20 protein-coding genes are annotated in these 20,225 nt (G+C 63.4%); 13 read left to right on the top strand and 7 right to left on the bottom strand.

What is annotated here, in order from left to right; all coding sequences use genetic code 11:
• Positions 1–96 precede the first annotated feature (96 nt).
• The 3 genes from ACPEE1_RS18900 to ACPEE1_RS18890 are packed head-to-tail and all read left to right on the top strand — an operon-like array spanning position 97 to position 1,924.
• Positions 97–705 carry a YqgE/AlgH family protein gene (locus ACPEE1_RS18900; RefSeq protein ID WP_021027281.1) on the top strand — a complete coding sequence of 203 codons (609 nt, stop codon included), beginning with the start codon at positions 97–99 and terminating at the stop codon, positions 703–705.
• Entirely contained in the window at positions 702–1,151 is a 450-nt protein-coding gene (ruvX, locus tag ACPEE1_RS18895) for a Holliday junction resolvase RuvX (RefSeq protein ID WP_116924640.1), read from the top strand. Before ACPEE1_RS18900 ends, ruvX begins: the two co-directional genes overlap by 4 nt.
• A 17-nt stretch (positions 1,152–1,168) precedes the next feature.
• Positions 1,169–1,924, top strand: a complete 756-nt coding sequence (locus ACPEE1_RS18890; protein ID WP_182345063.1) for a lysophospholipid acyltransferase family protein — start codon at positions 1,169–1,171, stop codon at positions 1,922–1,924.
• Between the two features lie 64 nt (positions 1,925–1,988).
• On the opposite strand, the gene ACPEE1_RS18885 is transcribed toward ACPEE1_RS18890, so the two are convergent.
• Positions 1,989–3,032 (bottom strand): ABC transporter ATP-binding protein, encoded by a 1,044-nt coding sequence (locus ACPEE1_RS18885; RefSeq protein WP_182345064.1) that lies wholly within the window; start codon positions 3,030–3,032, stop codon positions 1,989–1,991.
• A gap of 253 nt (positions 3,033–3,285) precedes the next feature.
• Here ACPEE1_RS18885 and ACPEE1_RS18880 point away from each other — a divergent pair, with 253 nt between their 5' ends.
• The 5 genes from ACPEE1_RS18880 (at position 3,286) to ACPEE1_RS18860 (ending at position 8,947) form a co-directional block, all read left to right on the top strand.
• Positions 3,286–4,920: an ABC transporter permease gene (locus ACPEE1_RS18880; RefSeq protein WP_423934405.1), complete on the top strand. Its 1,635-nt coding sequence runs from the start codon at positions 3,286–3,288 to the stop codon at positions 4,918–4,920.
• 349 nt (positions 4,921–5,269) lie between these two features.
• Positions 5,270–6,655: an ATP-binding cassette domain-containing protein gene (locus tag ACPEE1_RS18875; RefSeq protein WP_423934403.1), complete on the top strand. Its 1,386-nt coding sequence runs from the start codon at positions 5,270–5,272 to the stop codon at positions 6,653–6,655.
• Between the two features lie 51 nt (positions 6,656–6,706).
• Positions 6,707–7,111: a hypothetical protein gene (locus tag ACPEE1_RS18870; RefSeq protein ID WP_116924645.1), complete on the top strand. Its 405-nt coding sequence runs from the start codon at positions 6,707–6,709 to the stop codon at positions 7,109–7,111.
• A 13-nt stretch (positions 7,112–7,124) separates the two neighbouring features.
• Positions 7,125–7,484: an arsenate reductase (glutaredoxin) gene (gene arsC / locus ACPEE1_RS18865; RefSeq protein ID WP_116924646.1), complete on the top strand. Its 360-nt coding sequence runs from the start codon at positions 7,125–7,127 to the stop codon at positions 7,482–7,484.
• Positions 7,485–7,543: 59 nt separating this feature from the next.
• Positions 7,544–8,947 carry a phospholipase D-like domain-containing protein gene (locus ACPEE1_RS18860; RefSeq protein ID WP_116924647.1) on the top strand — a complete coding sequence of 468 codons (1,404 nt, stop codon included), beginning with the start codon at positions 7,544–7,546 and terminating at the stop codon, positions 8,945–8,947.
• Positions 8,948–8,998: 51 nt separating this feature from the next.
• On the opposite strand, the gene ACPEE1_RS18855 is transcribed toward ACPEE1_RS18860, so the two are convergent.
• Positions 8,999–10,123: an IPTL-CTERM sorting domain-containing protein gene (locus tag ACPEE1_RS18855; RefSeq protein ID WP_133248062.1), complete on the bottom strand. Its 1,125-nt coding sequence runs from the start codon at positions 10,121–10,123 to the stop codon at positions 8,999–9,001.
• Positions 10,124–10,481: 358 nt separating this feature from the next.
• On the opposite strand from ACPEE1_RS18855, the gene ACPEE1_RS18850 reads away from it, so the two are divergent.
• The 3 genes from ACPEE1_RS18850 (at position 10,482) to ACPEE1_RS18840 (ending at position 11,861) form a co-directional block, all read left to right on the top strand.
• Positions 10,482–10,892: a hypothetical protein gene (locus ACPEE1_RS18850; protein WP_423934396.1), complete on the top strand. Its 411-nt coding sequence runs from the start codon at positions 10,482–10,484 to the stop codon at positions 10,890–10,892.
• A gap of 1 nt (position 10,893) precedes the next feature.
• Positions 10,894–11,112 (top strand): helix-turn-helix transcriptional regulator, encoded by a 219-nt coding sequence (locus tag ACPEE1_RS18845; RefSeq protein WP_116924650.1) that lies wholly within the window; start codon positions 10,894–10,896, stop codon positions 11,110–11,112.
• 212 nt (positions 11,113–11,324) lie between these two features.
• Positions 11,325–11,861 (top strand): Dps family protein, encoded by a 537-nt coding sequence (locus ACPEE1_RS18840; protein WP_182345069.1) that lies wholly within the window; start codon positions 11,325–11,327, stop codon positions 11,859–11,861.
• Positions 11,862–11,907: 46 nt separating this feature from the next.
• Here ACPEE1_RS18840 and ACPEE1_RS18835 read toward each other — a convergent pair whose 3' ends face one another.
• The gene (locus ACPEE1_RS18835; RefSeq protein ID WP_423934393.1) at positions 11,908–12,558 is read right to left on the bottom strand and encodes an IPTL-CTERM sorting domain-containing protein; all 651 of its coding nucleotides are present in this window, start codon (positions 12,556–12,558) and stop codon (positions 11,908–11,910) included.
• A 210-nt stretch (positions 12,559–12,768) separates the two neighbouring features.
• Between ACPEE1_RS18835 and ACPEE1_RS18830 the strand changes: the two genes are divergently transcribed.
• Positions 12,769–13,116, top strand: coding sequence for a PRC-barrel domain-containing protein (locus ACPEE1_RS18830; RefSeq protein WP_116924653.1), 348 nt, complete (start codon positions 12,769–12,771; stop codon positions 13,114–13,116).
• A gap of 209 nt (positions 13,117–13,325) precedes the next feature.
• Here ACPEE1_RS18830 and ACPEE1_RS18825 read toward each other — a convergent pair whose 3' ends face one another.
• Together ACPEE1_RS18825 and ACPEE1_RS18820 are read right to left on the bottom strand one after the other, a co-directional pair.
• Entirely contained in the window at positions 13,326–14,792 is a 1,467-nt protein-coding gene (locus ACPEE1_RS18825; RefSeq protein ID WP_116924654.1) for an IPTL-CTERM sorting domain-containing protein, read from the bottom strand.
• Between the two features lie 805 nt (positions 14,793–15,597).
• Positions 15,598–16,962, bottom strand: a complete 1,365-nt coding sequence (locus ACPEE1_RS18820; protein ID WP_116924655.1) for a chloride channel protein — start codon at positions 16,960–16,962, stop codon at positions 15,598–15,600.
• A 412-nt stretch (positions 16,963–17,374) separates the two neighbouring features.
• Here ACPEE1_RS18820 and ACPEE1_RS18815 point away from each other — a divergent pair, with 412 nt between their 5' ends.
• Positions 17,375–18,775, top strand: coding sequence for an IPTL-CTERM sorting domain-containing protein (locus tag ACPEE1_RS18815; protein WP_423934389.1), 1,401 nt, complete (start codon positions 17,375–17,377; stop codon positions 18,773–18,775).
• Between the two features lie 183 nt (positions 18,776–18,958).
• Here the strand turns inward: ACPEE1_RS18815 and ACPEE1_RS18810 are convergent, their stop codons facing one another.
• Positions 18,959–19,336 (bottom strand): c-type cytochrome, encoded by a 378-nt coding sequence (locus ACPEE1_RS18810; protein WP_116924657.1) that lies wholly within the window; start codon positions 19,334–19,336, stop codon positions 18,959–18,961.
• 59 nt (positions 19,337–19,395) lie between these two features.
• Entirely contained in the window at positions 19,396–20,199 is an 804-nt protein-coding gene (locus ACPEE1_RS18805) for an AraC family transcriptional regulator (protein ID WP_423934386.1), read from the bottom strand.
• Positions 20,200–20,225: the final 26 nt, after the last annotated feature.

The following is a 20,225-nucleotide window of genomic DNA, read 5'->3' as shown; positions in this document are numbered from 1 at the left end:
CTGCCTGCGGGCAGCCCTTTTTTTATGCGCGCCAGGCAGCGCATGCAGAGGGCTGTGCAGACAAAAGGGCGGCAGCCTGCCCGTACAATGGTTCCCATGAGCGCTGAGACTGACACTTCCGGGACCATGAACCTCACCCACCACTTTCTGATTGCGATGCCTGGCATGCAAGACGAGATGTTTGGCCGCAGCGTGGTCTATGTGTGTGAGCACAGCGAAAAAGGCGCGCTGGGCATCATCATCAACAAGCCCTCGGACATCACGATGGGCAAGCTGTTTGACAAGGTCGACCTGCCGCTGCGCCGTGAGGACCTGGAGCTCGAGCCCGTGTTCCAGGGCGGCCCGGTGCACACCGAGCGCGGCTTTGTGCTGCACGATCGGATCGTGATCGAGTCGGGCGCCGCCGATGAGTCGGCGTACTCGGCGACCCTGACCATTCCCGGCGGGCTGGAGATGACCACCTCGCGCGATGTGCTCGAAGCGCTGTCCACCGGCGCCGGCCCGCACCGGGTGCTGGTCTCGCTGGGTTATTCGACCTGGGGCGAAGGCCAGCTGGAGTCGGAGATCACCGAAAACGCCTGGCTCACGGTGCATGCCGATGCCGGCGTGATTTTTGACACCCCTGTGGCCGAGCGCTATGACACCGCGCTGGCGCTGCTGGGTGTGCAGCCCTGGGCCCTGTCTGCCGCCGCAGGCCGCGCATGACGGACGCGGCCACCAAGCCTTTGCTGGCCGAGGCTGCGCGCATGCAAAGCTTTATCGCCTTTGACTTTGGCATGAAGCGGACCGGCGCTGCCTTTGGCACCCGCATGCTGGGCACGGCCCGGCCGCTGCCGACGATCCATGCCGAAGGAAAAGCCCGCTTTACCCCGATGGAGAGCCTGATTGCGCAGTGGCAGCCCGATGCGCTGGTGGTCGGCATTCCCTTTCACCCCGATGGCGCCGCCCATGAGAACACGGCGCTGGCGCTGCGTTTTGCGCGCCAGCTGCGGGGGCGCTTTGGCCTGCTGGTGTTCGAGGTGGACGAGCGCTACAGCACCACCGAAGCGCTGGCCAACGGCGCGCGCGACGCCGATGCGGCCTCGGCCTGCATCATTCTTGAACAGTTCATGCGCAGTCTGGATGTGCCTGACGTGGGCCACCCGAACTGAGCCGCTATAGACCCTCCATGCCCGTACTGACTCGCTCCCTCATCGGCCTGTGGCGTCTTGCGCGCATGGGCGGGCATATCACCACCGGGGTCATCACGATCTGGCTGAAATTTGGCCGCATGGGCCATGAGGAGCGCAACCGCGCGGTGGAGCGCTGGGCCGGCAAGCTCATGCAGCTTTGCGGCATCGAGCTGCGCGTGCTGGGCGCCGTGCCCCAGCAGGGCCCCTTGCTGATTGTTGCCAACCACCTGTCCTGGCTCGATATTCCGGCCATCCATGCGGCCCGGCACTGCCGCTTTGTCTCCAAGTCCGACGTCAAGGCCTGGCCGGTGATTGGCGGGCTCGCCAGCGCTGCGGGCACCTTGTTCATCGAGCGCAACTCCCGGCGCGATGCGATGCGCACCGTCAGCCGCATGGAAGAGGCCATGCGCAACGGCGATATGGTCGCCGTGTTTCCCGAAGGCACCACCGGTGATGGCCAGCAGCTGCTACCCTTCCATGCGAACCTGCTGCAATCGGCGATTGCCGCTGAGGCCCCGGTGCTGCCGCTGGGCCTGTGCTTTTACGACAAGCACAGCGGCCGCATGAGCAGCGCCCCCAGCTATGTCGGCGATGAGAGCCTGCTGGGCTCCATCTGGCGCACGGTGACGGCCCCGCCGCTGGTGGCCCAGCTCAACTATGGCGAGCCGCAAAGCAGCGCAGGCCGCAACCGGCGCGACTGGTCGGCCGAGCTGCAGGCGGCAGTGGACCAGTTGCGCCAGGTGCAGCGCTGATACGGACGAGATTTGTTGGGCTTGAGACCCGCGCGTAACGGGGCTTGAGTCATTGAACAGGTTCTCAGTGCTCGGGCGCAAAGCAGACCAGGTGCTCGGGCTGGGCGCGCAGGCCAATGCTCTCGCCCAGCGCATGCTGCAGCTGGCTGGAGACCTGGGCGTAGACCAGCTGCTGGCTGGGCAGCTGCAAGGTGTACAAAAACTGCGATCCCCGAAACGACTTGCGCAGCAGGGTTGCCCGGTAGGGCGATGCCGGGTCAAACACCACCTCGCTGGCGCGCAGCAGCACATCGCAGGCCTCTGGGGCCTCAGGCGTGGCAATGGAACCGAGGGGGGTGTCCAGCTGCCAGCCCTGTGCAGAAGGCAGCGGGCTGGCCGGCAGCAGGCTGCCATGGCCAATAAAGTTGGCCACAAAGCGGCTCGCCGGCTTTTGGAACAGGGTCGTGGCATCGGCCCATTGGTGCAGATGGCCGCTTTCCATCACGCCGATCTGGTCGCCAATGGCAAAGGCTTCGAGCTGGTCATGGGTGACGAAGAGGGCGGTCGCCCGTGCGGCCTTGAGGATGTCGCGCAGCTCATGGGCCAGGCGCTCGCGCAGATCCACATCGAGGTTGGAGAAGGGTTCATCGAGCAGCATCAGCTGCGGCTCGGGTGCCAGCGCCCGGGCCAGCGCCACGCGTTGCTGCTGGCCGCCCGAGAGCTCATGCGGGTAGCGCGCAGCGCTGTTCTCCAGCCCCACCAGGCGCAGCACCTCTTGCACGCGCGCTTGTTGCTCGGCCTTGGGCCGCTGGTGGATGCCAAAGGCCACATTCTTGCCGACGCTCAAATGCGGGAAGAGGGCGTAGTCCTGGAACACCATGCCGATGCGGCGCTTCTCAGGCGGCAGGCTGGTGCTGGTGCTGCTGACCACCTGGCCTTGCAGTCGGATCTCGCCGCCGCTGATGGGCTCCAGCCCGGCCACGGCGCGCAGCAAGGTGGTCTTGCCGCAGCCCGAGGGACCAATCAGCACCCCGATATCGCCAGCTTGCAGCTGCAAGGACACCTGCGCCACGGCAGGCTGGGGGCGCCCGGCGTAGCGCACATTCAGTTGGGAGACCTCAAGAAACATGGTGGCATTGTAGAGGGCCGCCCAATGGCAAGGGCATAAGGATGCTTTGCATAACCCTCGCCCGATGGAATGGACGCAGATCGGGATGAGCCGCAAGGCGTCTTTCGCAGTGAATAGCCGTAGCTATTGACAAGGGAGACAACGCAGCGGATCGCCCGAGACCGCGTTCAGGCCATGGCAGGGATTTATGCAGAGGATCCTTCGCAAGGGCGCAGGTAGAATCGCCAGCTTTTGGCCCGTCAGTGATTCGCATTTGCAAAACCTTGCCCGCTTCCGTCGTCAGCTGCTGCTCGTAGCCATTGCCCTGGTGTTGGTGTTGCCAGTGCTCACGGTCTTTAGCGCTTGGCTGCCCGGGGCGGGCAATGACGCCGATGCCTTTGCCGTGGTGCGGGAGATGTTTGCCACGGTGCTGCCCGGCTATATCCGCACAACGGTGGCGCTGGGCCTGATGGTGGCGCTGGGCGCGGCGGTGCTGGGCAGCTTGTGCGCGGCGGTGGTGACCTTGTTCGATTTTCGCGGCCGCAAGACCCTGGAGTGGCTGCTGCTGCTGCCGCTGGCGATGCCGGCCTATGTGACGGCCTATGCCTATACCGACTTTCTGCAGTTCAGCGGGCCGCTGCAGGTGTGGATGCGTGCCAGCTTTGGCTGGGAAGGGCGCTTGCTGCCGGAGGTGCGGTCGCTGGGCGGCGCCGTGCTGGTGTTTGTGGTCTCGCTCTACCCCTATGTCTACCTGCTGGCGCGCACGGCGCTGAGCGAGCGCGCCGCGCACCTGATGGAGGCCGCGCGCCTGCTGGGCGCGTCGATGCCGCGCCGCATCTGGACGGTGGCCTTGCCGATGGCGCGACCTGCCGTGGTGGCCGGGGTGGCGCTGGTGATGATGGAGACCCTGGCCGATTTTGGCGTGGTGAGCTACTTTGGCATCCAGACCTTTACCACCGGCATCTACAAGGCCTGGTTGGCGATGGAAAACCGCAGTGCTGCCGCCCAGCTGGCCACGATGCTGCTGGTCCTGGTGCTGGTGGTGCTGCAGCTGGAGCTGCGCGCGCAGCGGCGCATGCGCTTTGTCACCAGCGGGGTGGGGCGCGCCTCATCGGCCGAGGCCCAGCCCTACCGCCTGCAAGGCGCGCGCTGCCTGGCTGCCTGGCTGGTCTGTGGTCTGCCGGTGCTGCTGGGCTTTGTGCTGCCCGTCATGTTCATGCTGCGTCCCCTGGCGGCCGATTGGTCGGTGATTCCGCTGGACCGCTTTGTGCAGTGGGCGGGCAACAGCATCCGCTTTGGCGCCATCACCGCCGTGCTGGCGGTGGCCATTGCGATGCTGGCCGCCTACGCTGCACGCCGCAGCCAGGACTGGGTCACACGCAGCACCGTGGGCCTTATCAGCCTGGGCTATGCGGTGCCTGGCGCGGTGATTGTGGTGGGCTTGCTGCTGCCCGTTGGCTGGGTGCAGCAGGCGTTTCCGCAATGGGGCTTTCCGGCGCTGATCACCGCCACCTCGACCGGCATCATCTGGGCCTACCTGGTGCGCTTTACCGCCATTGCGCTGCAGGCCTTGCAAAGCGGCTACACCCGCATTCCCAAGAGCCTCGATGAATCGGCGCGCATGCTGGGCGTGGGCAGCGCCGGCCTGCTGGCCCGCGTGCATGGTCCGCTGCTGCGCCGCTCGGCCTTGACCGCTGCCTTGCTGGTGTTTGTCGATGTGATGAAGGAGCTGCCCGCGACGATGGTGCTGCGGCCCTTCAACAGCGACACCTTGGCCGTCGTCGCCTACCAGCTGGCACGCGATGAGCGCCTGGGAGAGGCGGCGCTGCCATCGCTGGCACTGGTGCTGGTGGGGCTGGTGCCGGTCATCTTGCTGATCCGCACCATGCGCAGCTCGGCTGCGCGCTGAGAGTCCTCGGCTCCTGGGTCTTTGCCTGTCTGTTGACGCAGCGGGCAGGTCCGGCTATGCGCTTGCCATGTGCTGTCCACCCACAGCGCGCTGTGGCCGCAATAATTGGCAATTCTGTGGTGTTCTCGCCGGATCCATAGCGGACCTATATCGCATTTGATCTGGATCAAACAATCACTTCGGGTTTCCCCCTAAACTTCATTTTTGAAACATTAATTGACTATTGGTGTTTCGTTTTTTGAATCACCGGGATGGTCACCATCCGCTCGGTCGGATGGCAGGCGCGCTGAGGTCGTGCCCGGCTTGGCTCCCTGTCCACCTCCCACTGCCGCCCAGCGGCTCCCATCGCGTGCAAACACCAACACCCGTTCTGGAAACAGACAACTGGGGCGTGGCCTATGGCGACAAGGTCATCCTCTCCGGCTTGCAACTGCAGATTGCGCCCTGCGCCGTGACAGCCCTTATGGGGCCGGTGGGCGGGGGCAAGTCCACCGCGCTGCGCAGCCTGGCCGGTCTCAATGACGAGAACCCGCGCTTTGTGCAATGGGGGCAGCTGCGCTATGCCGGCCAGCCGCTGGCAGGCACGCACCGGCCCCAGCTGGTGCGCCAGCATGTGCGCCTGATGCAATCGAGCGTGCTCGATTCGCTGACCGAACTGCTGCAACACAGCCATCCGCGCTCCGGCCTGGACCGGCGTGCCTGGTGCGAGGCCTATCTGGAGCGCATGGGCTTTGCCGATATCCAGCCGCTGCTGGCGCGCACGACGATCGAGCTGTCGGCAATGCACCAGCGCGCCATTGCCATCTTGCGCGAGGCCGCGGCCGAGCCTGCGCTGCTGATGTGTGACGAGCCCACCGCCGACCTGCAGGACTACGACAGCTACCTGCTGCTGGAGCTGCTCAAGCGCATTTCCCAGGAGCGCGCCGTGCTGCTGGTGACCCACAACCAGCGCCACGCCCAGCGCGTGGCCGACCATGTGCTGCTGCTGGCCGGCGGCGCGGTGCAGGAGACGAGCCGCGCCGAGCGCTTTTTCTCTGCGCCTTATTCACCCGCCGGCCAGCAGTTTGTGCGCAGCGGCAGCTGCGCGGTGGTGGCCCCGCAGCGAACGGTGCAAGAGGCCATGCAGGCCGAGCCAGCCCCTGTCACTGTTGCCGCGCCGGCGCCCACCGCTGCGCAGGCCGCACGCCAAAGCCAGCGCGCGGTATTGCCCGATCTGGTGCTGGCCAATCCGGTGCTGGCGGCCGAATATTTTGTGCCTGGCGCACGCGGGCCGCGCGGCTTTGCCTGGCTGGTGCCCGGCAAGCTGGCGGGCACGCCGCTGCCAGGGGTGGTCAACGACACCGATGTGGACATGCAGGCCTTGAAGCGCTGCGGCATCACCGTGCTGGTGTCGCTCACCGAAAACGACATCGACCAGGCGGCGCTGGCGCGCAACGGCCTGCGCAATGTGCATCTGCCCGTGCATGACCGCGAGCCGCCCTCGGTGTCGCAGCTGCAGATGCTGATGCTCAAGATGAAACGCCTGCTGCTGGCCGGTGACGTGCTGGCCGTGCACTGCCTGGCAGGCCTGGGCCGCACCGGCACCGTGCTGGCCGCCTGGCTGGTATTTGAAGGCGTCACCGCCGAAGAAGCGCTGCGCCGTGTGCGCGAGATCGAGCCGCAGTACGTGCAGTCCGAGCAGCAGGAGAGAGCGCTGCTGGCGTACGAGGAAATGCTGCTGGAAAAAATGGGCTGATCGCCGTTTGGCGTCGGCCCTTGACCTACCCACTTTGAAGGAACACAACTCATGTCCATGGATACCGTTTTACAGAAAGTCGCCACCTTTGTGCCCGAATGCCTGGCTGCCGGCTATGTCGACGTGGCCACCGGCATGCTGCTGGCCATTCGCACGGTGGATTCGCACCCGCGCGAGGTGATCGACCTGGTGGCCGCTGCAACGGCCGACCTTTTCAACGGCCCCAATGTCTCGATGATCGAGCGCATGTTCAAGAAGTCGCGTGGCCTGCAGGACGACGGCCACCACTACTTCCAGGAGATCATCGTCAACAGCGACAACCTGATCCACATCTTCATGCGCGGCAAGACCAACCCCGAGTATGTGGCCGTGCTGGTCTGCCGACGCACTGCCAATCTGGGCATGGCGCTGACCAAGGCGCGCATCATCATGCCCGAGCTCGAAGCCTCTCTGTAATAAGATCGGGGCCATGGCCCCAGAAGACACGATCACCATCTACCACAACCCGCGCTGCAGCAATTCGCGCGGCGCGCTGGCGCTGATTGAGGCGCGCGGCATCCAGCCCCGGGTTGTTGACTACCTCCATGCCCAGCTCGATGCCGCCCATCTGGCGGCGCTGATCGCCCAACTGGGTTTGCCAGTGCGCGAGGTGATGCGTAGCAAGGAAGCCATTTACCAGGAACTGGACCTGGGCCTCGAAGGCCTGAGCGATGCCGAGCTGATCGCGCAGATTGCCGCCCACCCCGAGCTCCTCAACCGGCCGATTGTGGTGAGCGCCAAGGGCGCCCGTTTGTGCCGCCCGCCCGAGCGGGTGCTCGATCTGCTCTGATGGGCCCGGCCACCTGCCTGCCAAGCCGCAGCCCTGCACCAGCAGACGGGGGCTAGCAGATGCTGCGCGTGACCGTCCTGTCCGGCCTGGGCCACACGATTGCGGTGATGGTGGCGCTTTTGGTCTACACGCTGGTCACACGCGCCGGCCACCAGCGCCGCCACCCGGCATCGGCCATTGGCTGGGTGCTGGGCATGGTCACCTTTCCCTATCTCTTTTTGCCGCTGTTTCTGGTGTTCGGGCCGCGCAAGGCGGTGCGGCCCCCGGCGCATGCGGTCATCCCCAACAGCGGGCAGCGCCGCAGCAGCGTGCCCAAGCAGGTGCCGGCCTGGGCCGGCCAGCTGCTGGCGAGCATGGAGCTCGATGCCGCCCAGCCCAATGCCAAGGTGGTGTTTCACCAGGATGGTTTGCAGGCCCTGCAGCAGTTGCTGCGGCTGATCGAGCATGCCCAGCGCAATCTGGACCTGTGCACCTATGTGTTTGCCGACGATGTGGTGGGGCGCCAGATTGGCACGGCGCTGCAGCAGGCAGCGGCGCGCGGCGTCAAGGTGCGCTTGCTGCTCGATGGCGTGGGCTGCTGGCGCCTGCTGCCGTCGCGGCTGCGCCAGTTGCGGCGCTCGGGCGTGCTGGTGCGCCGTTTCATGGTGCCGATGCTCCAGCCCATTCGCGGCGGCAGCAACCTGCGCAACCACCGCAAGCTGGCCGTGGCCGATGGCGTGCATGTCTGGAGCGGTGGGCGCAATCTGGCCGATGAGTATTTTTTGCCCAGCAGCGCCGGGCACCCGGCCTGGGTGGACCTGAGCTTCAACGTGCAAGGGGCCTTGGCCGGTGTGGTGACGGCGCAGTTCGAGGCGGACTGGCGTGCAGCCCGAGGGCGGCGCCGCCCGGTGTGGCTGTCGCCGGCGATGGCGCTGGGTGGCGGGGACCAGGCCTGGGCGCAGTGGCTGCCCAGCGGGCCCGACCATGCCGACGACACCTTGCATGCGCTCTACCTGGCCAGCGCCTTCCATGCGCAGACCTCCATCACCTTGGTGAGCCCGTATTTTGTGCCCGATGACGCGCTGCTCGAAGCCTGGTGCCTGGCCTGCCGGCGCGGCGTGCACCTGCGCGTGGTGGTGCCCCAGCGCTCCAACCACCGCCTGGCCGACTGGGCGCGCGAGCGCGCGTTGCGCGCCTTGGTGCTGGCGGGGGCAGAGGTATTTTGCTCCCCCCACATGGTGCATGCCAAGGTGGTGGTGGTGGACGACCGCATGGGGCTGTGCGGATCGGCCAACCTCGACGGGCGCAGCCTGTTCTTGAACTACGAGGCGATGACCGCCTTCTACAGCGCCCCCGACATCGCCTGGCTGCAGCAGTGGTCTGAGCAGCAGATGGCGCAAAGCTCCCCCTACGCCTACCGCGCCCCTGGCTGGTGGCGCGATGTAGGGGAGGGGCTGGTGCGCGCAGTCGCCTTTCAGCTCTGAGGCGCAACGCAGCGCCAGCGCCACCACAAAGCCACCCGCAGGTGGCTGGCATCAGGCCTGCGGTCGTTTGCGTGCACGCGCCAGGCCCCATCCGGCAACCAGGCCCGACAGACCGAGCAAGGCCCAGATATCGAGCAGCGGAACTGCCTTGGGCGTGGCCGGTTGCGGCGGCGTCGTGGTCTTGATCGGCCCAAAGGCGGCACTGCAGACCTCGGCACCCACCAGGGTGCCACGCTGGGCCACGGGGGTGACGCAGTAGTACAGATAGGCCTTGTCGTCGGCCGCTTGCGTGGTGTAGGTCACCGTGCCCGATGCGCCCATCGTGTTGCCTGACTGCAGCACCGTACCCTGGGCCGCCTGGGTCAGGTCGGCATTGGCACTGCGCACCCATTGGTAGCGCGTACCTGCCGTGCTGCCATCTTCAGGGTCGGTTTCGGTGTCGGCATAGCTGTAGCTGCCGGTCAGCGTCTGGCCGACCTCGGGCTGGCCATTGACGGCAGGGATGGCGCTGGGCGCCTCATTGGCGGTACAGGCATTGGCCCCTGCGATGGCGGCGGCAAAGCCCATGGCGGGGTTGCCACTTTTGACATAGACCGTGATGGTGTTGGCCCCTGCCTGCCAATCGGGCGAGGCCATCGCAATGGTGAGCCAGCGAGAGCTGCCAAAGCCGTTGTAGCCAAACTGGTTGGCGCTGCCCGCTTGGGGCAGACCCCAGGTTCCCGCACCGCGTGCCAGCTGCGATTGGCCGTTGATGAAGATATCCACCACCGAGTTGTCGGCGCTGTAGGTCATCGAGGGCTGAAAGCTACCCAGAGACACGCTGGGGTCGAGGTTGAACTGTACCTGGAACAGCCCATCGATATTGCCAAAGTTGGCGCCATCGATGTAGGGCTGGCCGCCCCAGGCATTGAGGCCAATCCACTGCGCGGTGCTGCTGTTGGCTGGCGTGCTGGTCCAGCTCGCGTTGCGGCTGGTGACGATGGCTGCATCACCAAAACTGCCCCAGTTGGCAGGCGAGCTGCCCGCGTAGGCCGCCAGGTACTGGAAGCGCCAACGTCCGTCGATGGCTGGGTTGGATGCACTGGGCTGGCCGGTGTTGAGCTGCGCCAGCGAGTTGGGGCTGCAGTCGATGGTGACGGGGCTCTGGGCTTGCGCCGGCAGGGCACAGACGGCCATGGCTGTCGCCAGCAGCGAGCTGGCAAGCCAGGCTTGGGGCTGTGGTGTGGACCGGAAAAACATCGTAAATGGCATCCAAGAATTCAATTGATTTTTTATTATTTCAAATCGAATTGTCCGCGTCTGTTACCAACGCTGCCCAGGGATGCCTTTTGATAATTGTCCACAGAGTTGTGGCATTTTGCTGCTGCTCCGGTGCGGGCAGGCTGCCTGCAGTGGCCTTGTCAACGGTGGAGGGTGGGGTGGGCGTGGCTTGCGGCTGCACCGAAGGTGTGGTCTGCGATGCAGGCAGCCATTGACAAGTAAACCTGACATTTGCTAAAGTCAGGTTTACTTTACATCTCGCTTTATCCTGACCATGCATAACGCTCTTCCTCCCCCTTACCCCAGCCCCAGCATGCGCGCCTACTTCCTCCGCACAGCGCTGTGGATGGGCCTGTACTGCGCCCTCCATGCGCTGGTCATCGTGGGCGTTTTTGATGCCATCCTTGGCACGCCCGCGGCCTGGCTGCTGGCGCTGTCCGTTGCGCTGCCGATTGCCGCGCAGCTGCGTGCGTCCTTGCAGTGGATACAGGCAGCGGACGAGTACCAGCGCGCGCAGGCCGTCCGCAGCGTGGTGATCGCCTGCGGCCTGGTGCTGATACTGTGCAGCGTCTGGGGCTTTGGCGAGAGCTATGCCGCAGCGCCCCATGCACCGGCCTGGCTGGTGGTGCCGCTGTTCTGGCTGGTCTGGGGGCTCGTCACTGGCGTGATGCGGCTGCGCAGCTGAGATGGACAACCATCTGCGTACGCTGCGCGCCCAGGCCCAATGGACCCAGGCCGATCTGGCGCAGCGCCTGGGGGTATCGCGCCAGGCCGTCAACGCGCTGGAGACGGGCAAGCACGACCCGTCGCTGGACCTGGCCTACCGCATCAGCGTGGTGTTTGAGCTGCCGGTCGAGGCGATCTTTCAGAACCCTTACCGCAGCGCGCCGGGCTTCGATCGCTGATCTGTGTCAAGCATGGGCGTGCATAGCCCCCTATCGTCGGCATTGGCTGACAGGGTTTTCTCTGCTTTGGTATGAAGCTAGTGGCTCTCTGAATAAGAGAGCTGAACAACATGCGCGCCGCCATCTGGCTGCCATCATCGGGCCAGATACTGGCCGCTGGCGCCACTCGCTCTCGCTTCGTTTGTCTTCAATGCTTGTTTGAAAGGTACACCATGGCCAAATCTGAACGCAGCACGAAAACGGATATCAAAGCCCGCCGCAAGGCCCCGCTGGCAACGCCCAGCGATCTGGATGCCGGGGCCACCAAGGACATCAGCGCGGCCCTCAACGGCATCCTGGCCGATGTGTTTGCGCTCTACCTGAAGACCAAGAATTTCCACTGGCACATGAGCGGCCCGCACTTCCGTGACTACCACCTGCTGCTCGATGAACAGGCCGACCAGCTCTATGCGATGACCGACGCGATTGCCGAGCGCATCCGCAAAGTGGGCGGCACGACCTTGCGCTCCATTGGCCACATCGCGCGCCTGCAGCGCATCAGCGACAACGATGCCGACTATGTCGATCCGCTCGATATGCTGGCCGAGCTGCGTGAGGACAACCAGCAGCTCGCCGCCCGCCTGCGCGAAGCCCACAACGTGACCGACGAGCACCGCGACATTGCCTCGTCCAGCCTGCTGGAAAACTGGATTGACGAGACCGAGCGCCGCACCTGGTTCCTGTTTGAATCCAGCCGCAACGCCGGCTAAGCGCCCCAGGCTATCCCCGTTGCAGTAGCCGGGGACCGTGCCTGGCTCAGCGCCGCGCTGGCTTTGCCACTGCGCGTTGGCGGCGTTGCTGCATCCAGGCGATGGGTGCCAGCACCAGCGACAGCAAGGCCAGGCTCCATGGGGCCAGGGTGGGCACCGGGGTGGGAGCCACGGCAGGCACTACCACCGCACGACCGACCACCTCACCCGAGGCGATAAATCGCATGGCGCCTGGGCCTGAACAGGTGGCATCGGGGCAGAAGGTGGAAAAGGCCTTGTTCCGTAGTGCCACCGTGACTGCCGCTTCTGCTTCAGGCGGCTTGATCGCAATCGTGCCACCGGCATCCGTCATCGGGCTTTGCAGGTCCAGCAAAATGACTTGCTTGCCCGTCAGATCGCTGGTGTCAGCAGGCACAAAGATCATGTTTTGTGCCGGGTCGGGCAGGTAGGCGTCGCAGTTGGAGCCATCGCAGGTATTGCTGAAGCTGGCAGCCGGTATGCCCTCCGTGCTCGTGGCGGTCACATTGATGGCGCTAAAGGTCTGGGTGGTGGCATCAAACACATAGGAGCCAGAGGCGGTGCCGCCATCGACAAACTTCACGTCTGTCAGGGTCCACTGCACCAACGCCGCATTCGCGGCCGAGGCAAAGCCCCCGACGGCCAGGGCCAGGGCGCCGGCGCACAGCAATGTTTTCATCGCAATCTCCATGTGTGTGGAATGCAAACAAATGTATCGCATTTGCAAGTATTTACTATCCCGTATTCTGGGGATTTCATGGGCGTTGAAGCTGTGTTAGACGCTATTGTCAGACGCCACGCCTTTTTGCTGAGAGTTGGCCTGGCGAGGGCACAAGTGCACGTAAAGATTGCTACAGTTTGAGCCTGCATCAATTTTTGTGGTGGATCTATGGATAACCAAGAAACAGTCACCATCCATACACCTTTTGCGATCTCGCCCCGGGGGGCTGAGGTTCTGGCAACGGGTTGGAGCGTCAGGAAAGAGTTCATCGGCGAGCCGGTGCACGATACCAACGGCCAGGAAATTGGTACCGTGGATGATGTGATCGTCGGCAAGGAAGACAATCTTATTTTTGCCATTGTCGGCATTGGCGGCTTTATGGGCCTGGGCACCTACGATGTCGCCATTGAGTTCTCGCGTTTCAAAGTGGGCAAGTACGGCTTGCTGCTCCCCGATGCGAGCAAGGAGACCTTGCAGGGCCTGCCCCAGTTTGTGTATCCGAAGGCCACTGCTTAAGGTCGATCATGTCGCGCAGAGCGCCGTGTGCTGTGCAACACAGCTCCGGCGCTTTTGCCTTGGTGGTCTTTGGGTCAAGGTGCCTGCGCCCGACCATAAACTACCCGCAAAGGAACATGCGGGCTGAGCCAGCCGCCGGCACATCTGCCCAGCATGCGTGGACATGAAAAAGCCACCTTGCGATGGCTATCCGTGATCGGCGATGGTATTTAGCCGATGTGCTTGCGCTGGCGCCGGATCCCCAGCAGGGCGATCAGCGGTGTCAAGCCCATGAGCGCCCAGGGGCCCAAGCCTGGCACCGGTGTTGGCGCCTGCTGCACCACGCGGGTGGTGACCGGCCCTACAGGGCTGGTGCACACCTCCAGCCCAGGGCTTGCACCGGTTTGCGCGGCAGGCTTGACGCAGAAGAAGACATATTGGTTCAGGTCTGCGGCTTGCAGGGTATAAGTAGGCGTCTGGCCTGCCCCCCCGGTGGTGCCGCTCGCTACTACTGTGCCGTCGCTGGAGCTGCTGATGCTGGGGTTGGGGCTGGTCACAAACTGGTAGGTGGTGCCGCTGGGGTTTTCAACGTCGCTGTTGTTGTCCGCATAGGTGTAGCTGCCGGTCACGGTGGAGCCGACCTGGGGTGTGCCGGTGATCGACGGGACGGCCGTGGGCACCACATTGGGTGGCAGCTCGGTCACCGGGCCCAGCGCGGTAGTGCAGACCTCCAGCCCGGGGGTTGCGCCGGTTTGTGCATCTGGCCTGACGCAGAAAAAGATATTTTTATCCTGGTCCGCTGGCTGCAAGGTGTAGGTGGGCGTCTGGCTTGCACCTCCGGTTGTTCCGCTCGCCACTACCGTGCCGTCGCTGGAGCTGCTGATGCTGGGACTGGCGCTGGTCACAAACTGGTAGGTGGTACCGCTGGGGTTTTCAACGTCGTTGTTGTTGTCCGCATAGGTGTAGCTGCCGGTCACGGTGGAGCCGACCTGCGAGGTGCCGGTGATCGTCGGCTCGGCAATCGGTACGGTGTTCGGTGGTGCGCGTTCGATCAAGGCCACCATGTGCTGGTAGGCAGGATCGCGATTGCGAAACAGGTCCATCGTGTAGGTGCCGGACCGGTAGGAGGTACGCAGCGTCGGCAGACTGGCCTTCATGGCGTCGTACAAGGAGTTGTACGCGCTTACAAATGCGGCTTGGTCCGAGCCGCCATACTCAATGACGTTCTCTGAAGCAGGACGGGATGCGCCTGCACTGATGTTGATGCTGGCGGCGCTTCCGTCGTAGTCGTTGCCAAGCTCCCACAGTGCATACTGGAGGGCTCGCCGCTGCTCCACGCTCCCATTCTTGTAATAGCTGAGGTAGTACTGGTCGAGCAGCCAGTAAATCGCTGCCTCACCCGCCGCTCCTGAGGCGCCCTTGATGGCGCTGGCGCCCGCTTCCGTGTCAAATTGGGCTTGGGGGACGGGTGTGGCGGCGTTGGCAAAAGGCGGTTGTGTGGAATGGTCAATGCAAATCAGCAGTACTGGCTCATCGCTATACAGCGCCCCATTGGCATCGTATCTGAGCTCTTCCGAGGTCCCGGAATAGATCGAACTGAAGTTGTAATTCACCGCACCAGAAACGAACGCGGCGCTGGACAAGCCAGGCACCGCCATCGCAAGCGCTGCAGCAAGGGTCTGCATTTGTTGTCGCATGATTCAATTCCATTCTCTAGGGGAGGCGAAAAGATGCCTCGGTTGAGAAAAATACCCACCATTCATTCAATGCGGCAGGGTATGGGGCTGCCTCTATGGCCGCACAACCAGATAACCCGGGTGGAGATAATTGCCTGATAACTGCTGGCTAATAGGTCAAGACCCATATATTTGACATGAATGTGCAGAAAGTTATGGGTTCATGTCTCTTAAGGGCTTGGCGGCAAAACAAAACTTACAGTTGGAACTGTACAACGCAATACCATTCAGGCATCTTTGGTTTTATTTAAAGAAGTTTGTTATTTGTATTTTTGGGCGGGCGAAGGTATAAATAGCGATGAAAATTAATATTGTTCACAATCAACGCAGCTTTTATTCAATGGCAAGATAAATCAAAACAATTAATAATGGTTGTTTAATAATTGTCTGACCGTTGGTATGAATAAGGCCCTGAACCGGTTGCTCATCGATAGAGCCCGCGCGTGCTCACTGAGGATGCTGCTTGAGCAGGTGGCCATCACGAAGATGGCCGTAGGTGTGACCTTGGGGCTGCGCCGTCCGTCCCATTGTTTGGCAGGCCGCCAGCCCGCTCTAGCGGTGTCAGCCGCTGATCGGGCCAAAGCGATGTGCGGCCATCGTGGCTGTGCGCAGCCCATAACCCCAGGCGCTCGCGCAATACAAAGCGCAGCTGGCACCTGTGCATGACCTGGCGCGGGTCACAGTGACGCTGGAGCGCGGCAGTGGCAATGGCGCCACCGGGATGGACAGCGCTACCTACGGGCCTGGGCCAGGGCGATCTGGATGATCAGGATGAAGCGGCTGGCTTTTGCACGGCCTGCTCCGCTGGCGTGGGCGCTGCGCTCTGCACCTGGCTGAGCATGTAGTTGGCCAGCGTCTCATACAGCGGCCTGGCGATCATGCGTGAGACCAGGCTGGCCAGCATCGCGGCGGCCATCAGACTCAGCACCATCGAGTGCCCATCGACCATCTCCATCACGATGATGAAGGCCGTGAGCGGGGCTTGTGTGACGGCGGCCAGGAAAGCGGCCATGCCCATCGCAATCAACGCGGGGGCGATGTCGCTGCCCAGCATCAGCGAGACGTTGTGGCCCACACCTGCGCCAATCGACAGCGAGGGCGCGAAGATCCCGCCAGGCACGCCCACCCAGGCAGACAGCCAGGTGGCGATGAATTTGAGCGTCACATACAGCGCAGGCAACTCGGCCTCTCCCGCCAGCATGTGCTTGACTTCTTCCGAACCGGCGCCAAAGGTGGCGCCGCTGGTGGACAGGCCGATGACGGCAATCAGCAAGCCGCCAGCAGCTGCAAAGCGGATGGGATACTGCGCGCGCAGGCGGTTGAGGCGCTCTGGCGCGCCGGTCAGGGACGCAGCCATGAGCTTGGCAAACAGGCCCCCCAATACGCCGCAGCTCAAGGCCACACAGATGCCGGGCAGCAGTGCGTGCCAGTTGAGGCTGGGCACCTGGATGCGCCCAAAATAGTTCAGGTTGCCAAATGCGGAAACGCCCATCAGACCGGCCAGCACGATGGCGGCAATGATCAGGCCGCTGGCGCGAGATTCCAGCTTGCGGGACAGCTCCTCAATGGCGAAAACGATCCCTGCCAGCGGCGCATTGAAGGCGGCTGCAATGCCCGCTGCACCGCCTGCCACCAGCAGCGCATGGCTGGTAATGCCTGAGCGCGGACCAAACCAGCGCTTGGCATGGTGCATGACGCCGGCGGCCACCTGCACGGACGGCCCCTCGCGGCCAATCGACAGCCCCGCCAGAAACCCGAGTCCGGCCAGTGCAATCTTGCAGGCAGACAACCACAGCGAGACAAAGCGGCTGCGCTGCGGGTCGTTGAGCGCCGTCTCTTGCGCGGCCATGACCTGTGGAATGCCCGAGCCCGCAGCGCCAGGCGCCCAGCGGCGTGTGGCCCACACAATGGCTGCTGTCAGGCACGGAGTCCAGACCAGCACCGCCCAGCCACCTTGCCAGTGGTAGATGTGCATGAACCAGTCAAAGGCCTTCTCGGCCACCATCGTGAAACCGACCACGCACAGGCCCGCTGCCGCAGCGTAGGCCAGCACAATGCAACGCTCCACCCAGCGCCATCCATCCCCGAATTCTTGCCTCAGGTTCTGTACGAAATCGGGTTCTTGCTGCATTGCGCCCTCATGGAGTGAGGGTGCCAGTCTAGTCAATTCGACTGTGGCCAGTCAGGCCGCCTTCCAACCCGTGACCATAACGCTCAGGTTTTTGGGGCGAAAACGGATGTGTATGTAAAGGAAGCCTGACATGCGTCATTCAGTCCCTGACTCCCATCGCGCTTCGGATGCGCTGGTCGGCACAACGCGCCGCGATCCAGGCATGAAGTGGGGCGCAATGTACGCCACCGCGGTTGCAGGCGCGCTGAGCGTGCAGCGAACAAACCTTTGGGGAGGCGGCAGCGGCAGCCCGCGCGCTGAACTGCAGCAAAGGTGCCTGTCGCTCTGTGGCTGTTTAACAGCAACTATTAAAAGTATTTCCACATAGCTTGTTTTTTGTTACATTGCGGGTGCTCATTACAGAGAAACATTTATGTACATAAAACGCCTTCTGTTTCCTTTGGTCATTGCGGCAGTAGCCGCCACCAGCAGCTTCGCCCAAACAGGCATTTTTACCAATGGCACGCTGAGCTCTGACCTGTCATTCAAAGACGAACTGGCCAGCACCTCGATGACGCTGGCGTATGACGGTAGCCATTACTGGTCTTCTTCAGGCGGCAGCGCAAGTGGCGAACGGCTGGCGCAGTACAGCAGTGCCGGTGCACTGGTCGCCAAGTTTGCCTCCGGACTGGACTTTCGGTCGGTGTTCACGCAAGGCGCAAACCTGTACGCGAGGCAATTCAACGACGCGACTATTTACCAGCAGGCGGCTGCCGGCACATTTGCACCACTTGTCACTCTGACGGATCTGACGGAGCAGCAGGTGGGGGTGGTGCTGAACGGCGCCGGCAACGAATACATTGCACTGGTAGAAGGAAACGTCTATCGTTGGAGCCTCGCGGGTAGTCCGTTGGGCAGCGTTGCCTTGGTTGGCTTTGGCACCCAACCGGGCGAGAACGACTATCCCCAGAATCGAGGCATCAGTGCATCGGGGAGTTACTGGTTTACCTATTCCCAGGGCGTTGTATCGGCTTGGGATGCTGCGGGGCAGCGGGTTGGCCAGACTTCCCTGGCGGGTGCGGGCACCTCTTTTGATTCCCATTTCAGCTTTAGTTTTGCCAATGGTCGCTTCTGGGTCGTAGACCAAGCCGGTGCGGCCTGGCGTGGCTATCCCCTGGTGGTGTTGGCGATTTCACCGGCGAGTTTGCCCGCCGGCAAGATCGGCGTGGCCTATAGCAGCACGATGACTGCAGGTGGGGGGACTGCTCCTTATACCTGGTCGGCCAGCGGATTGCCGGCAGGGTTGAGCATCGGCGCCGAGACGGGAGTTATCAGTGGTGTGCCGTCGGAGGCGACCACTGCGGAGGTCACCATTTCGGTGGTTGACAGTGAGAACCGGGACAAGAGCACAAATATCACGCTCGTCATTGATCCACTGGATCTGACCGTCAACCCCAGCTTGCCCAATGGTCAAGTCGGCAAGACGTACACCGCCAGTATTGGGGTTTCAGGGGGCGTGGCGCCCTACCACCTGGTGCTCGATGGTGAACTGCCAGAGGGCTTGAGCCTGGATCTGACAACGGGAGCGATCACAGGCACACCCACAAAGACCCAGATCAGTACCTTTAGTGTCACGGTGTCGGATAGCACGGCCATCAGCTTGGCTAGCGCGACCAAGGCTGCCGTCAACAGCGTGACGCAGAGCTATACGATCACCATTTCCGCGCAGGCTGCCCCTGCTCCGGTGCCAACACTGGGCGCATGGGGCTTGGTGTGCCTGTCGTTGCTCTTAGGGGTGGTGGGCAGGGGCCGAAGCAGCAAGCGCACCGCGTAGGTTAACGGCAAGCTGGGAGCTTCCAAGGTCCGCAAGACCGAGTGGCGGCTCTTTTCGCATTCTGCATTGCGCGGGCCTACAACATGGCTCGCTGCAGGCGCCCATGCAGCAAGATATGGCCCGTACCGGGGCACAAACCGCGTCCACCGAGCGGAAAGCTATGAACTTCAGGTCGTGTCTGCGTTAGCGCCTTTTCGCGATCTCGGCGCCCATGTACTCGTTCAAGTCCCGCAAATCCTTCACCCGCCAGGCAAAGGCTGGCAGCTTGACGCCGTTCTCGCGCAAGGTTTTCGGAATCAGATCGCCGTTGGGCCGGAGCACCACCGGTGAGACGATGACACCGGGGTAATCGTGCAGGCGCTTTTTGAAAGCTGCCGTGGTGAGATCGGGTGTGGGCGGGTTGCTTTTGCGCGCCAGCGGCCCGCTGCCTTGGAGGTCAGCGCCATGGCACATGGCGCAGCGCTGCACAAAGATATTTTTGCCATTGCTGTTGTCTGCCTGTGAGCAGGTGGCGTGTGCCAGCAGCAGAAGGCCGAGCGAGGCGAGGACGGTTTTATTCATGGGGTGTTATCGAATTTGTAGCCCGCGATATTGTGTCGCAGGCCGCAGGCGTTCTGCTGTCACTGGGCGGTGCCCGGCGGATTTTCGTTGCCAGATGACGCGGCCCGCATAAAGCCACTGGGCGCCCTGCCCAAGCGCTTGCGAAACATGGTCGAGAAGGCGCTGGGGCTGTCATAGCCCAGATCAAGAGCGACCTGGGTGACCGACTGACCGCCCGCCAGGCGGGGCAGGGCCGCGAGCAAGCAGGCTTGCTGCCGCCAGGCGCCAAAACTCATGCCGGTCTGCTGCCGAAAATGCCGGTTAAAGCTGCGCAGGCTTTTGTGCAACTGAGCAGCCCATGCCTCAGGCGCGGCCCGGATCTGTGGCGCCTTCAAGAAGGCCTTGCACCGCGCAGCCAGCAGCAGGTCCTGCGGGATCGGCGCGAACAAGGGCATGGTGGGCGCCTGGCGCACTTCGTGCATCAGCAGCTGGGCCAAGGCGCCATCACGCCCTTGTTCGTCATACAGCGCCTCCATCGTGATCGAGGCCAGCAGCAGCTGGTGCAGCAGTGCGCTGACCACCAGCGCTTCGCAATGCCGGCCCTGGCGGGGCGCAGCAGCGGGCTCGATATACAGGCTGCGTGTGCTCACGCCCTGCATGCGCACCCGGTGGGGCTTGCCAGCGGGGATCCAGACACCGCTAAAGGGCGGGATCACCCAGGCGCCATCGTCCGTTTCCACTTCCATCAGGCCGCTCATGCCGTACAGCACCTGCGCGCGCCGGTGGCTGTGCGTGTCCAGCAGGGTGCCGGGTGCATAGTCGGTGCTGATGGCCAGGAGCGGCCGGGCCACGGCATCTACCGATGCGAGAGGGATGTTGTGCATCGGCCGATTTTGGCCTAAATGCAAGG

The organism is Comamonas sp. 23, from assembly GCF_049601575.1.
In the GTDB taxonomy this organism is placed as follows: Bacteria; Pseudomonadota; Gammaproteobacteria; order Burkholderiales; family Burkholderiaceae_C; genus Comamonas; species Comamonas squillarum.
Note: the sequence above shows the minus strand (reverse complement) of the source record. Positions and strands in the feature narration are given on the sequence as shown.